The 13,379-nt window shown below is 71.3% G+C and carries 10 protein-coding genes; 3 read left to right on the plus strand and 7 right to left on the minus strand.

Translation table 11 applies throughout. The features are described 5' to 3' along the window. The first annotated feature begins 42 nt into the window (after window positions 1–42). Complete coding sequence (locus QBE02_RS07055; RefSeq protein WP_074694046.1) at window positions 43–495, plus strand: GNAT family N-acetyltransferase; 453 nt, start codon at window positions 43–45, stop codon at window positions 493–495. A 183-nt stretch (window positions 496–678) separates the two neighbouring features. Here QBE02_RS07055 and QBE02_RS07060 read toward each other — a convergent pair whose 3' ends face one another. The 4 genes from QBE02_RS07060 to QBE02_RS07075 all read right to left on the minus strand — a co-directional run bounded on the left by QBE02_RS07060 (window position 679) and on the right by QBE02_RS07075 (window position 6,755). Further along, on the minus strand, window positions 679–2,496 hold the full coding sequence (locus QBE02_RS07060) for an ABC transporter ATP-binding protein (RefSeq protein WP_279367680.1): 1,818 nt from the start codon (window positions 2,494–2,496) through the stop codon (window positions 679–681). After that, complete coding sequence (locus QBE02_RS07065) at window positions 2,493–4,358, minus strand: ABC transporter ATP-binding protein (RefSeq protein ID WP_279367681.1); 1,866 nt, start codon at window positions 4,356–4,358, stop codon at window positions 2,493–2,495. Before QBE02_RS07065 ends, QBE02_RS07060 begins: the two co-directional genes overlap by 4 nt. Before the next feature lie 295 nt (window positions 4,359–4,653). Further along, window positions 4,654–5,151 carry a methylated-DNA--[protein]-cysteine S-methyltransferase gene (locus tag QBE02_RS07070; protein WP_268103394.1) on the minus strand — a complete coding sequence of 166 codons (498 nt, stop codon included), beginning with the start codon at window positions 5,149–5,151 and terminating at the stop codon, window positions 4,654–4,656. After that, window positions 5,148–6,755, minus strand: coding sequence for an AlkA N-terminal domain-containing protein (locus tag QBE02_RS07075; RefSeq protein WP_279367682.1), 1,608 nt, complete (start codon window positions 6,753–6,755; stop codon window positions 5,148–5,150). The genes QBE02_RS07070 and QBE02_RS07075 overlap by 4 nt, the downstream gene beginning before the upstream one ends. A 143-nt stretch (window positions 6,756–6,898) precedes the next feature. Between QBE02_RS07075 and QBE02_RS07080 the strand changes: the two genes are divergently transcribed. Beyond that, window positions 6,899–8,326: a dihydrolipoyl dehydrogenase family protein gene (locus QBE02_RS07080; RefSeq protein ID WP_279367683.1), complete on the plus strand. Its 1,428-nt coding sequence runs from the start codon at window positions 6,899–6,901 to the stop codon at window positions 8,324–8,326. A 115-nt stretch (window positions 8,327–8,441) separates the two neighbouring features. Beyond that, on the plus strand, window positions 8,442–8,963 hold the full coding sequence (locus QBE02_RS07085; protein ID WP_279367684.1) for a DUF1697 domain-containing protein: 522 nt from the start codon (window positions 8,442–8,444) through the stop codon (window positions 8,961–8,963). A 342-nt stretch (window positions 8,964–9,305) separates the two neighbouring features. Here the strand turns inward: QBE02_RS07085 and purH are convergent, their stop codons facing one another. The 3 genes from purH to QBE02_RS07100 all read right to left on the minus strand — a co-directional run bounded on the left by purH (window position 9,306) and on the right by QBE02_RS07100 (window position 13,344). Continuing rightward, window positions 9,306–10,916: a bifunctional phosphoribosylaminoimidazolecarboxamide formyltransferase/IMP cyclohydrolase gene (gene purH, locus QBE02_RS07090; protein ID WP_056226652.1), complete on the minus strand. Its 1,611-nt coding sequence runs from the start codon at window positions 10,914–10,916 to the stop codon at window positions 9,306–9,308. 65 nt (window positions 10,917–10,981) lie between these two features. Then, entirely contained in the window at window positions 10,982–11,581 is a 600-nt protein-coding gene (gene purN / locus QBE02_RS07095) for a phosphoribosylglycinamide formyltransferase (RefSeq protein WP_268103388.1), read from the minus strand. A 140-nt stretch (window positions 11,582–11,721) separates the two neighbouring features. Continuing rightward, on the minus strand, window positions 11,722–13,344 hold the full coding sequence (locus tag QBE02_RS07100) for a cell division protein PerM (RefSeq protein ID WP_279367685.1): 1,623 nt from the start codon (window positions 13,342–13,344) through the stop codon (window positions 11,722–11,724). Window positions 13,345–13,379: the final 35 nt, after the last annotated feature.

Consider the following 13,379-nt stretch of genomic DNA (forward strand, 5'->3'; position numbering starts at 1 on the left):
GCGATCTTGGGGGCGGGGTCGGGGTGCCGCTAGCCTGGGCCCATGGCTGACCTGCGTCTCGTCGAACTGTCCGCCGCCACGATCGTGGCCGTGAACACCCTGTCGCTCAAGCCCGGGCAGGAGCAGTTCCTCGCGCCGGTCAGTTACGGCATCGCGGCGACCGTCAGCAACCCGCAGACGTCGTGGCAGCGCGTCGTGCTCGACGGCGACGAGGTCGTCGGCTTCGTCAGCGCGAACTTCGACCCGGACGCGCACGAGGAGCACTTCCGCTCGGTGCTATGGCGCATCAACGTCGACGCCGACGAGCAGGGCCGCGGTGTCGGCAGCTACGCGATCGCCGCTGTCCTCGAAGAGGCCCGTGGCCGCGGCATGGACCACGTCGATGTCATCTACGAGCCCGGCGTCGGCGGCCCCGAGGCGTTCTTCCAGCGCGTGGGCTTCGAGCCCGTCGGCGAGACCGAGTACGGCGAGATCATCGCCCGTGCCAGCGTCTGACCCGTTCTCGGCCGCACCCGCTGTCCCCCGCTGACTGTTCTCGGGTAGACCCGCTGTGCCCCGGTGAGGGGCGCCGCCGCGCGAACGCGTCGCGCGCGGTCGCAGAGTGCTCCCGGCGATGTTCGGCAGAAACACGGATGCCACGCCCCCGAGGGAACGTGGCATCCGGTGTGCGGTGCCGGCTCAGACGAGGGACTCGCGCCAGGCGGCGTGCAGCTGGGCGAACTTGCCCGTCCCCGCGATCAGTGCGGCGGGGGTGTCGTCCTCGATGATGCGGCCGTGCTCCATCACCAGGACCCGGTCGGCGATCGCCACCGTGGACAGGCGGTGGGCGATGATGATGGCCGTGCGGTCGGCGAGGAGCGTCTGCAGCGCGTTCTGGATCTGGCGCTCGCTCGGGATGTCGAGAGAGGCCGTGGCCTCGTCGAGGATCAGAACGGCCGGGTCGGCCAGGAATGCGCGGGCGAACGAGATCAGCTGACGCTGCCCCGCCGAGACGCGGCCACCGCGCTTGTTCACGTCGGTGTCGTAGCCGTCGGGCAGCTTCGAGATGAACGCGTCGGCACCCACGGCGCGAGCGGCGGCGCGGATCTCGTCCATGGTCGCGTCGGGCTTTCCGAGGGCGATGTTGTCGGCCACCGTTCCGCTGAACAGGTACGCCTCCTGCGTGACCATGACGATCGCGCGCCGCAGATCCTTGGGGTGCAGGCGGCGGAGGTCGATCCCGTCGAGGGTCACCGCCCCCTTCGAGGGGTCGTAGAACCGCGAGACCAGTTTCGCCAGCGTCGACTTTCCGGCACCCGTCGTCCCGACGAGGGCGACGGTCTGCCCCGCCGGGAGGTCGAGCGAGAAGTGCGGCAGGATGACGCGGTCGTCGGAGTACCCGAAGGTCACCTCGTCGAACCGCACGTGCCCCTTCGCGGTCCACAGGTCGATGGGGTCGGTCGGGTCGGGAACCGTCGGCTCCTCTTCGAGAACTCCCGAGACCTTCTCGAGCGCCGCCGTCGCCGATTGGTAGGAGTTGAGGAAGAACGCGACTTCCTGCAGCGGCGAGAAGAAGTTGCGCACGTACAGCACCGCCGCGGTGAGCACACCGATCTCGAGGGGCCCGGCGATCACGCGACCGCCACCCCAGAGCAGGACGACGGCGACCGAGACCGCGGCGACCGCCATGATCCCGGGCTCGAACGTGCCGAACAGCTTGATCGAGCGCATGTTGACGTCGCGGTAGTCGGCGGCGAGCTTGCCGAACTCCTGATCGTTGCGCGGCTCCTTGCGGAACGCCTTCACCGCGCGAATGCCGGTCATCGACTCGACGAACTTCACGATGACCTGGGCACTGATCACGCGCGACTCGCGGTAGATCACCTGCGAACGCGAGTAGAACCAGCGCATCAACAGGTACATGGGGATTCCCATGACCGTCAGGATCAGCCCCGACTGCCAGTCGATCAGGAAGAGCGCCCCGAGGGTGAACAGGCCGTAGAGCACGCCGGACACGAGCTCGTTGAGGCCACCGTCCAGCAGCTCGCGGATCGTGTCGAGGTCGCTCGTCTGACGCGAGATGATGCGGCCCGAGGTGTACGACTCGTGGAACTCGAGGCTGAGCTTCTGCGTGTGCAGGAAGATCCGCTTGCGCAGGTCGAGCATGACCGCCTGCGTGAGCCGAGCGGCCACCACGACGTACCACCCGATGAGGACGGCACCGCCGATCCCCGCGAACAGGTACACGCCCACGACGCCGATGGTCGGCATCCAGTCTGATCGTTCGATGACGGCGGGCAGGGCATTGTCGATACCGAAGGCGATCAGCGCGGGACCGGCGACGCGCAGAGCGGTCGACACGACGAGGACGGCACCGGCGAGGACGAGCTGCCAGCGCAGGGGCGACACGAGCGTGCCGAGGAGGCGCAGCGAACGCTGGCGGATCGACCGGCTCTCGTCGCGCGTGTAGTCGGAGCGGTCTTCGCCGCTGGTTCCGGAGACGGTGGCGGTGCTCATCGGGTCGCCTCCTTGTCGGCCAGGGCATCATCGGTCATGACGGGAATGGCCCCGGTGCGGGCTTCGCGTTCGGCCTGCTCGGCCTCTTCGAGGCTCGAGATCACGTAGCGGTAGTGGTCGCTCTCGCGCAGCAGATCGGAGTGCGTGCCGACCGCGGTGATGCGGCCCTCTTCGAGAAGGGCGACCCGATCGGCGAGGGTGACCGTCGACGGGCGGTGCGCGACGACCAGGGCGGTCGTCTCGCTGAGGACCTCGCGCAGGGCGTCCTCGACGAGCGCCTCTGTGTCGACGTCGAGTGCCGACAGCGGATCGTCGAGCACGAGCACGGCCGGGCGCGCGGCGACGGCGCGCGCGAGGGCGAGACGCTGACGCTGCCCGCCCGAAAGGCTGAGCCCCTCTTCGCCGATGACGGTGTCGAGTCCGTCGGGCAGGTCGTAGACGAACTGGGCCTGGGCGACCTGCAGGGCTTCGCGCAGGATGTCCTCGGCCTCGTCCGACCCGGGCGTCAGGTCTTCTCGACCCAGCAGCACGTTGTCGCGCACGGTCTGCGAGAACAGCGTCGCGTCTTCGAAGGCCATACCGACGTGACGCCGCAGCTCGGCGAGCGTGAGGTCGCGGACATCGACGCCGTCGATCAGCACGCGCCCGCCCGTGGCGTCGTACAGGCGACCGGGCAGGGTCGTCAGCGTCGTCTTTCCCGAACCCGTGAGGCCGACGAGGGCCATCGTCTCACCGGGGTGCAGGACCAGGTCGACGCCGTCGAGCAGGTCGCGCTCGGTGTCGGCGGCATCCTGGTACCGGAAGTGGGCGTTCTCGAACGTGAGTTCGCCGCGGGGTTCGGTGACCGTACGGGGGTTCTCGGGGTCGACGATGGTGTTCTGCTCGTCGAACACCTCGAAGATGCGATCGGTCGCGGTGCGCGCGTCGAGGAGGAACGAGAACAGGAAGCCGATCGACTCCATCGGCCACCGCAGCACCGTGGCCATCGCGAAGAACGCGACCAGCTCGGGCACCTGCAGCTGGCCCAGCTGCGTCAGCACGATGCCCGCCCCGAGGCACACCGCGAAGGCGATGTCGGGCAGAAGAACCAGCCAGAACCAGATCCATCCGATGGCGCGGGCTTTGTCGATCTCGGTCTCGCGCAGCGACTCGGCCTGGCGGGTGAACTTCCTGAGCGCGTGCGCGCCCCGCCCGAACGCCTTGAGGACGCGGATGCCGTGGACGCTCTCTTCCACGGACGTGGCGAGGTCTCCGGCCTGGTCCTGGCTCTGGCGCGTCAGCGCGCCGTAGCGCTTCTCGAAGCGGAAGCCGACGTAGATCACGGGCGCCGAGGTGACGAGGAACAGCGCGCCGAGGAGCCAGTGCCAGCGGAAGAGCAGGACGGCGCCGATGGCGATCGTCAGCATGTTGACCACGAGGAGGATGACGCCGAAGGCCAGCCAGCGGCGGAGCATACTGATGTCCTGCATCATGCGCGAGAGCAGCTGACCGGACTGCCACCGGTCGTGGAACGCGACCGGCAGACGCTGCAGGCGCGAGTAGAACGACTGACGGAGGTCGTACTCGACCTTGGTCGCCGGCGCGAGCACGAACCAGCGGCGCAGCCACACCATCGCGGCCTCGGCGAGACCGAGACCGAGCACGGCGAGCGAGCCCCACACCAGGGCTGCAGGATCGAGCGAGGCGATGGGACCGGCGACGATCTGCTCGAGCACCAGCGGGATCGCCAGCGCCAGGAGGCTCGCGATGAGGGCGGTCACGGCACCCGCGATGAGACGCGGGAGCACGGGCCGAGCGATGGGGAGAAGCCGCGCGAGCGCGCGCGGTGTCGAAAGACGGGGCGGAGGCGTAGAGGGAGTCATGATCCTCGTGGGGTCGAAGCGGGCGCCGGGATCGGGCGCGGAAAGAGGTGCCAGGGGCGCGACGAAGGTCGTCGATCGGGGCGGAGCGGGGCGCCGGAGCGCGGACGCGGAGCCCTAGGGGCGTCGGCCGGGTCGTGCAGCACGGGAGGGTGCGGCGGCAACAGGGGCGACGGGGGCGTCGGTCTGGTCCATGGCATCCTCCTTGTTCGGTGAAGCTTCCGCGGGGGGACGGCAGCCCTCCAGGATATCCCTGAGAAAACGCTGGAGGCAAGAGCGTCTTGTGACGACGGGCCGGTCAGACGGCGGATTCGCGTGCCAGCAAGCTCTCTTTCACGTGCGTGCCCCAGGCGAAGCCGCCCATCGACCCGTCGCCGCGCAGCACGCGATGACAGGGCACGAAGAGCGCGACCGCGTTCCGCGCGCAGATGGACGCCGCCGCCCGCACGGCCGACGGTGAGCCGAGCGCCGCGGCGAAGCCCGTGTAGGTGAGGGGCGTTCCCACCTCGATCGCTCGCAGCGCCTCCCACCCGGCGAGCTGGAGGGGTGTCCCCCACTGCGAGACGGCGACGGCGTCGATCGCGGCGAGGTCACCGCTGTAGTACCTGCGCACCGCCTCGGCCGCCGAGGTGTCGCCGGGGCGGATGTCGGCGGGTCGTCGCTCAGGGCGGAGGCGCGCGAGGACGGCGTCGGTGTCGTCGGTCCAGCCGGATACGAGCACCCGGTCGGCCTCATCGGCGAGGATCGCGAACGGCCCGTCGGGGGTCTCGACGAACTGGAGGGTGGCAGCGGTCATGCGAGATTCTCGCTCTCGGTCTCGGGTGCGGGTGAGGAAGGCAGGACGATGTCGGTGCGGAGGCGGGGGCTTCGCCGGCGGGTCGGCGCCGCGGCGACCGCGGCCCCGGACTCCGCCGGCGCGCGCCAGGCCTGCGTCACGGGCGCGGCGTACCAGTAGTGCGCCATCGCGTAGCTGCGCCAGGGCGCCAGCCGCTGCGACCAGCTCGTGAAACCGGCCGGATCGGAGGGGAGGCCGAGGGCCGCCGCACCGGCGCGGGCGGCCACGTCTCCGGGGAGGAGGACGTCCGGGTCGCCGAGCACGCGCATCCGCACGTAGTCGGCGGTCCACGGGCCGATCCCCCGCATCGCCAGGAGCCGCTCCCGTTGCTCGGCACCGTCGTCGCCGGCGCCGAGCTCGAGGCTGCCGTCGGCCAGCGCCGCCGCCGTCTCGACGATCGCCCGCATGCGCGCGGCGGGGCCGCGCAAGACCTCGAGCCCGCGCTCGGCGATCACCGCCGGCGAGGGGAAGAGCGTGAACGGCCGAGGACCGACGGCGGTCTGCTCGCCGAGTTCGGTGGTCAAACGCCCCTGCATCGTGCGGGCCGAGGCCACGCTGATCTGCTGCCCGATCATGGCGCGAAGCAGCATCTCGTCGGCGTCGATCGCCCCGGGCACCCGGACGCCCGGGATCGCCGCGGCGGCGGGAGCGAGTTCGGGATGCCGTGCGAGGGCCTCGTCGATCGCGAGCGGATCGGCGTCGAGGTCGAACAGCCTCCGAACGCGGGCGATGAGGGTACCCAGATCGGCCAGGGCCGAGAGCCGGGCGCGCAGGCGAAGGCGCCCGTCGTCGGCGAGACGCACCTCGAACCACGCCGGCCCCGCCGGAAGACGCGCGACCCGCGCGAACGAGCGGTCGTCGCCCTCTTCGACCCCGGGGATCGCGTGGGCCCTCATCCATCCGAACAGACCGGTCGTATCGATCGGCCCGCGGACGGGGAGGGCGAGGTCGATCTCGCCCGCCGAGGCTTCGAGCCCCGAGTCGCGCGAGCGCCGCGCGCGGAGGTCGCGTGGCGGCATGCCGAACACCTCCCCGATGGTGTCGGTGAACTGTCGGACGCTCGAGAATCCGGCCGAGAACGCGACATCGGCCGACGACAGATCGGTGCCGACGAGCAACGCCCGGGCCGTGTGGGCCCGGTGTGCGCGGGCGAGGGCGAGAGGACCGGCCCCCAGCTCCGCGGTGAGCAGGCGCGTGAGGTGACGCGAGGAGTAGCCCAATCGGCGGGCGAGTCCCGGAACCCCTTCGCGATCGACGACACCGTCGGCGATGAGGCGCATGGCGCGCGCCACGACGTCACCGCGGACGTCCCACAGGGGCGAACCGGGAGCAGCCTCGGGCAGACATCTCTTGCACGCGCGATAACCGGCCTCGTGCGCGGCCGCCGAGGTGGCGTAGAACGTGACGTTCTCTTCCTTCGGCGTGCGCGCGGGGCAGCTCGGACGGCAGTAGATGCGCGTGGACCGGACCGCGGTGACGAACTGTCCGTCGAAGCGTCGATCGCGCGACTGGATGACGCGGTAGCGCTCGGCGAAGCCCGGGAGCTGGGGGACGGCGGTGGTCATGGCATCCACCCTGCCACCGACCTCCGACATCGGCTGGCGGAAATCGGACACGGCCGTGGGACGCCCGCCCCCCGGACTTCTCCCTCTACCCGCCCGGGCGCAACCCCGATGCGATGTCGGAGGTCGTCGGTACCGTGAACACCATGAGCGAACGCGAATACGACCTCATCGTCATCGGCGCCGGCCCCGTCGGCGAGAACGTGGCCGACCGAGCCGTCCAGGCCGGCCTCACGGCTGCCATCGTCGAATCCGAGCTCGTCGGCGGCGAGTGCTCGTACTGGGCCTGCATGCCGTCGAAGGCTCTGCTGCGCAGTGCTGCCGCGCTGCGGGCCGCTCGCGACGTCGACGGCGCGAAGCAGGCGGTCACCGGCGACCTCGACATCGCCGCCGTACTGCGTCGGCGCGACACCATGACCAGCAACTACGACGACTCCGGCCAGGTGCAGTGGTTGCAGGGCGCGGGCATCGATCTCGTGCGGGGCCACGGCACGCTCAGGGGCGAGAAGACGGTCCGCGTCACCGCCGCCGACGGCACGACCACCGACCTCGTCGCGCGCCACGCGGTCGCGGTGTGCACCGGGTCGGCTGCGCTCCTTCCCGACATCCCGGGCCTGGCCGACATCTCGCCGTGGACCAGCCGCGAGGCCACCGCGGTCGAGCAGATCCCCGCATCCCTCGCGATCATCGGCGGCGGGGTCGTCGGCGCCGAGATGGCCACCGCGTTCCAGAGCCTCGGCAGCGAGGTCACGATCATCGCCCGCTCGGGTCTGCTCGGCGGCAACGAGCCGTTCGCCGGAGAGCTCGTCGCCGACTCCCTGCGCGAACGCGGCGTCACGGTCAAGACGGGCGCCGACACCACCTCGGCTCGTCGCGACGACGACGGTCGCGCCACCCTGGAGCTCTCCGACGGAACAGCGGTCACGGCCGACGAGGTGCTCGTCGCGATCGGGCGCACGCCCCGCACGCAAGACCTGGGAGTGGATGCCGTGGGTTTGACGCCGGGCGCCTGGCTCGACGTCGACGACACCCTCCTCGTCCGCGGCTTCGACTGGCTGTACGCCGTCGGCGACGTCAACCACCGCGCGCTGCTCACCCACCAGGGCAAGTACCAGGCTCGCGCGGCCGGAGACGTGATCGCCGCCCGGGCGAAGGGCGACGAGATCGACGACGCGCCGTGGGGCGCGCACGTGGCGACCGCCGATCACGACGCGGTGCCCCAGGTCACCTTCACCGATCCCGAGGTGGCCTCGGTGGGCCTCACCGCGAAGAAGGCCGAAGAGAAGGGCCTGAACGTGCAGGTCCTCGATTACGACCTCGCGAGCGTCGCCGGCTCGAGCGAGCAGTCAGACGACTACGTGGGCAAGGCCCGCGCGATCGTCGACCTCGATCGGGGCGTGCTGGTCGGCGCGACTTTCGTCGGCCCCGACATCGCAGAGCTGCTGCACTCCGCGACCATCGCGATCGTCGGCGAGGTGCCGGTGAAGCGGCTCTGGCACGCCGTCCCGTCGTACCCGACGGTCAGCGAGGTGTGGCTGCGCCTGCTCGAGACCCTGGGGCGCGACTCGGCCTGAGTCGGGGCGGGCGTGAGACGCCGATCGGTGCTCGACCGGGCCGGGGCGTGGCCTGTCGCGTCTCACTCGTCGCCCCGCCCTCTCCCGAGGGAGTCCCACGGAATAAGGTCGCTTCATGTCACTCTCCGTCGCCCTGATCCGTGGAGTAGGTGGACCCACGGCGATGAGTATGCCCGCGCTGCGCGAAGTGCTGGCATCCGCCGGTCTGGGCGAGGTCGAGACGCTGCAGGTCGCGGGCAACCTCGTGCTCGATGACGGCGGGCGCTCCCCCGACGAGATTGCCGGGGTCGTGCGCGACGCAGTGCTCGATGCGTTCGGCTTCGACCTCCCGGTCGTCGTACGGACCCACGTCGAGCTCGCGGACGCCCACGCACGGAACCCGTTCGCCGGCACAGCCGAGGGTCGGTGGGTGCAGACGGTGTTCCTCGCCGAACCGCCGTCCGTGGGAACGACGCTCGACGTGCCGGCCCCGTACCCCGAGGAGGCCGTTCTCGACGGTCGCGAAGTGTTCGTGCGCTATCCCCAGGGCATCGGCGGGTCGAAGCTGCAGGCCGCCTGGTTCGAGAAGCGCCTCGGCGTCACCGGCACGGCGCGTAACGCCAACACGGTCGCCAAGCTCGTCGCGATGAGCGCCTGAGGATGGCGGCACCCCTCAATCGCAAGAATTCCCCGGCTCCGGCTCCCGCCCCTCGCGCGATAAACGCGCGCGGCACCCAGAAACGCCGGGGGACACCGTTTCTCGTCGCAGCGAGCGTTTATCGCGCTCCGGCGCCGGCCCTCAGCCAGGCGAGACCGGTTCTCGACGCAGCGAGCGTTCACCGCGTCCCGCGCCCCACCCCCCGCCAGCTGACACCGTTTCTTCTCCCAGCGAGCGCCCACCGCAACCCCGGCGAGCGTCATCACGCCCCACGCGCCCCCACCAGAAACCCCACACCGCCCCCGCGACCGAGGTCGCGAGGGCGGTGCGAAGCGCGACGGGTCAGTGGAAGAAGTGGCGCTCTCCCGTGAAGAACATCGTGACGCCGGCGGCGCGCGCGGCGTCGACGACCTCGGCATCCCGAACCGACCCGCCGGGCTGGATGATCGCCGAGATGCCGGCGTCGATCAGCACCTGCGGGCCGTCGGCGAAGGGGAAGAAGGCGTCGGATGCCGCGATGGAGCCGGCGGCGCGGTCACCGGCGCGCTCGACCGCGAGGCGGCAGGAGTCGACGCGGTTGACCTGGCCCATGCCGATGCCGACCGTGGCCGAGCCCTTCGCGAGCACGATCGCGTTCGACTTGACCGCGCGGCACGACTTCCACGCGAAGATGAGGCTCTCCATGTCCTCGTCGGCGGGGCGCTCACCCGAGACGAGCTCCCAGTTCTTCGCGACCGACTCGATGTCGTCGGGGAAGCGGTCGGCGTCCTGCAGCAGCAGGCCGCCCGACACGAGGCGGACGTCCATGCGCTCCTGCTGCCAGTCGTTCGGCAGGCGCAGCACGCGGAGGTTCTTCTTGAGCTTGAACACCTCGAGCGCCTCGGGCTCGAAGTCGGGCGCGATGATCACCTCGGTGAAGATGTCGCGCAGGTTCTCGGCCATCTTGAGCGTCACGGTCCGGTTCGCGGCGATCACGCCGCCGAAGGCCGAGACGGGGTCGCACTCGTGCGCGCGCAGGTGCGCCGAGGCGATCGGGTCGAGGGCGTTGGGGGCGGCGACGGCGATACCGCAGGGGTTCGCGTGCTTGATGATCGCCACGGCCGGCTTGACCATGTCGAAGGCGGCGCGGAGGGCCGCGTCGGCGTCGACGTAGTTGTTGTACGACATCTCCTTGCCCTGCAGCTGCGTGGCCTGGGCGATGCCGTGACCGCCGACGCGCGTGTAGATCGCCGCGCGCTGGTGCGAGTTCTCGCCGTAGCGCAGGGTCGACAGACGCTCGGCCTGGATGGTGAGGTGCGCGGGCAGGTCGATGTCGTCGGCGAGGGTGCCTTCGGCGAACCAGGTCGAGACGGCGGTGTCGTAGGCGGCGGTGTGCGAGAAGGCGCGGGCGGCGAGTTCGCGGCGCTGCACGAGGTTCGTGCCGCCGTTGGCCTGCAGGGCGTCGATGATCGCGGGGTACGACTCGGGCGAGACGACGATCGCGACGTTCGCGTGGTTCTTCGCCGAGGCGCGCACCATGGCGGGGCCGCCGATGTCGATCTGCTCGACGACATCGTCGCCCTCGGCACCGGATGCCACGGTCTCGACGAACGGGTAGAGGTTCACGACGACGAGCTCGAAGGGGCGGATGTCGAGTTCTTCGAGCTGCGCCTCGTGCGAGGCCAGACGCAGGTCGGCGAGGAGGCCCGCGTGCACGCTCGGGTGCAGGGTCTTCACGCGTCCGTCGAGCGACTCGGGGAAGCCGGTCACCGACGAGACGTCCGTGACGGCGTATCCGGCGTCGCGCAGGAGGGTGGCCGAGCCGCCGGTCGAGACGATCTCGACGCCCGCGGCGGCGAGGGCCGCACCGAGTTCGAGCAGACCGGTCTTGTCGCTCACCGACACCAGTGCGCGGCGGATCGGGACGATGTCTCGGGGGCGGTAGTCGGCGGGGTCGTGGCGGGGTCCGGCCATGGCGTTCGGCTCCTGTGTCTCGAGTCGGGTTCGGATGCGCGACGGGCCGGCGCCCGTCGAGCGGGTCAGGCTGTTCGGGATGCCGCGGCGGCGAGGTCGAGCTCGCCTTCGGCGATCCGTCGGACGACGTCGATGAGCAGACGTCGTTCGACGGGCTTGATGCGGTCGTGCAGCGAGTCCTCGTCGTCGCCGGGGAGCACGGGGATGCGCTCCTGGGCGAGGATGGGCCCGGTGTCGACGCCGGAGTCGACGACGATCACGCTCGCGCCGGTCTGGGTCACACCCGCGGCGAGGGCGTCTCGCACGCCGTGCGCTCCGGGGAACTCGGGCAGGTAGGCGGGGTGGGTGTTGATGATGCGCGGTTCCCACGCGGCGACGAGGTCGGCGGGGAGCAGACGCATCATTCCGCTGAGCACGACGAGGTCGGGGTTCCACACCGACAGCTGGGCCCCGAGCTCGGCGCCCCACTCTTCGCGTGACGCGAAGGCGCTGAAGGGAACGAGGAAGGTCGGGATGCCGAAATGCTCGGCGTGGGCGAAGCCGTCGGCCTCGCGATCGGCACCGACCGCGATCACGCGCGCCGGAAAGTCGGGGGCGGATGCCGCCTCGAGCAGGGCGCGGAGGTTCGAGCCGGCGCCGGAGATGAGGACGGCGACCGTGAGCACGCGCTCAGTCTACGCAGGTGCGCTCGGGCGCGCGGGCCCGCCGGACAGGACGCCTGAGGGCGCGGCGCGGTCCGAGCGACCAGTCCGACCGACCCTGTCGCCGTGAGCACGGGAACCTCCGCGGTGCGCAGTGGTGGTCGTCAGTGCTTGCCGCCGGGCTCTCCGCCGTGCTCCGACCAGGCCGCGCGGATGCGCGCGCGCACCTCGTCGTCGGTGAGGTCGTCCGACGCCCCCGCACTCTCCGCCGACGTCACCGGGGCGGACGGCGTCGGATCGGAAGCGGGGGGAAGGGGCACCGAGAGGGACACTCCCGCGCCGGCCCGCGAGGACGACGTGTCGGCGTCCGCGGCGCCTCTCCGTGTCCCGAGCGCGGTGTCGGTCGCCACGGCATCCGGATCGCGGTACGAGCTCGGCCACACGTCGTGGGCGATCCCCGCCCCGAGCCGGGACCCCGTCGGGGTCGGACCCGTCGCGTGTTCATCACGGTCGAAGGGCACGTGCTCGCGAGCGGCGAAAGAGAACCCGCGGTGCTCGCGCTCCTCGAATCGGTCGTCACCCTCGTCGGCCCCGAACCTCGGGCTCAACAGCAGGATCGCGAGGCCCACGAGCACCTCGAGACCGAGGGTCAGCGCGAGCGGTCCCGGCTGCGGGCCCGTGTCGACGAGCCGGCCGGGTCCGATCGACCCCGACGAGACGACGGCGGCGAGCGCCCCCATCCCGCCGGTGAGCGCGGCGACCGCGACCGCCAGCACCAGCCGGGGCCCGAGGGGCTCGGGGCCGGTGGTGAACGGCATCCGGGATCGGAGGATCCACCCCGTCAACGCGCCGACGGCAATGGGCAGCAGGGCGAGGAGCAGCAGCCACGACGACGTCGAGTCGGGCACCGCCCCGAGCACCGGGATGCCGGGGAGCGCGCCGACCTGCGTCGCGGCCGGGGTGACCGCGGTGTCGGTGCCGAGGGCGAATCCGGGACCGGCGGCGAACGACATGCCCCAGAGCACGAGGGTCGGGAGGTAGAACAGTTGACCGAGCGCGATGACGGTCGCGCCGATGAGGTCGGCATTGCTCGCCTGGTAGAGGCCGATGACCTGCGAGGCGCGGGCGATGAGCCCGGCCACCACGACCACGGCGCCCACGCCGACGAGCCCGAGGGTGGTGAGCGCGAGTCCGCGCAGCGCGAGTCCGGGCACGGGCGCCCAGGCGGTCGGCATCCGCTCGATCCTCTCGCGGAGGGCGTCGACCGGACCGTCGTCGCCGACGCGCCACGCGCCGACCAGGGCGCCGATGAGCGAGGGGACGAGGAAGATCAGCGAGGGCAGGAGGATCGCGAGCCAGGTCTCGGAGGACACGAGGGCTGCGCCCGAGGTGAGCGCGACGCCCGCGGAGAGAGCCGCGAAAACGAGCGATCCCGAGATCCACCCGGTCAGCCCGGCACCCGCCTCGGCGGCGCGTGCCCCCGAGCGAGCCGCGAAGAGCCCGGTGAACGCCGCGAAGGCGAGGGGCGCGAGCGAGAGCGTCAAGGTCGCGAAGGTCGGGTCGATGCCGGTGACGGCCAGATACGCGTCGGGCAGCGTGATCGTCACGGGGACGAGGTGGCCGAGGTGCCACACCGCAGCGGCCGCGGGCCAGAGCGCTCCCCAGTCGGGGCTGCCGACTCCGAAGACCCAGAGCAGAGTGAGAGGTGCGAGCACGACCGCGATGCCACCCGCGGCCGCCAGGACGGCGTCGAGGGCGGCGAGGAGTGCGATGAGAAGGCGATGCATGGGCGAGAGGAACCCTACCCGCGACGCCCCAGCCC

Origin of the sequence: Microbacterium testaceum, assembly GCF_029761935.1 — a bacterium.
GTDB classification, from domain to species: Bacteria; Actinomycetota; Actinomycetes; order Actinomycetales; family Microbacteriaceae; genus Microbacterium; species Microbacterium testaceum_A.

Excerpts from the sequence above, each read along its gene's own strand:
- QBE02_RS07055 (WP_074694046.1), top strand. The coding sequence starts at position 43 with ATGGCTGACCTGCGTCTCGTCGAACTGTCCGCCGCCACGATCGTGGCC.
- QBE02_RS07060 (WP_279367680.1), bottom strand. The coding sequence starts at position 2,496 with ATGAGCACCGCCACCGTCTCCGGAACCAGCGGCGAAGACCGCTCCGAC.
- QBE02_RS07065 (WP_279367681.1), bottom strand. The coding sequence starts at position 4,358 with ATGACTCCCTCTACGCCTCCGCCCCGTCTTTCGACACCGCGCGCGCTC.
- QBE02_RS07070 (WP_268103394.1), bottom strand. The coding sequence starts at position 5,151 with ATGACCGCTGCCACCCTCCAGTTCGTCGAGACCCCCGACGGGCCGTTC.
- QBE02_RS07075 (WP_279367682.1), bottom strand. The coding sequence starts at position 6,755 with ATGACCACCGCCGTCCCCCAGCTCCCGGGCTTCGCCGAGCGCTACCGC.
- QBE02_RS07080 (WP_279367683.1), top strand. The coding sequence starts at position 6,899 with ATGAGCGAACGCGAATACGACCTCATCGTCATCGGCGCCGGCCCCGTC.
- QBE02_RS07085 (WP_279367684.1), top strand. The coding sequence starts at position 8,442 with ATGTCACTCTCCGTCGCCCTGATCCGTGGAGTAGGTGGACCCACGGCG.
- purH (WP_056226652.1), bottom strand. The coding sequence starts at position 10,916 with ATGGCCGGACCCCGCCACGACCCCGCCGACTACCGCCCCCGAGACATC.
- QBE02_RS07100 (WP_279367685.1), bottom strand. The coding sequence starts at position 13,344 with ATGCATCGCCTTCTCATCGCACTCCTCGCCGCCCTCGACGCCGTCCTG.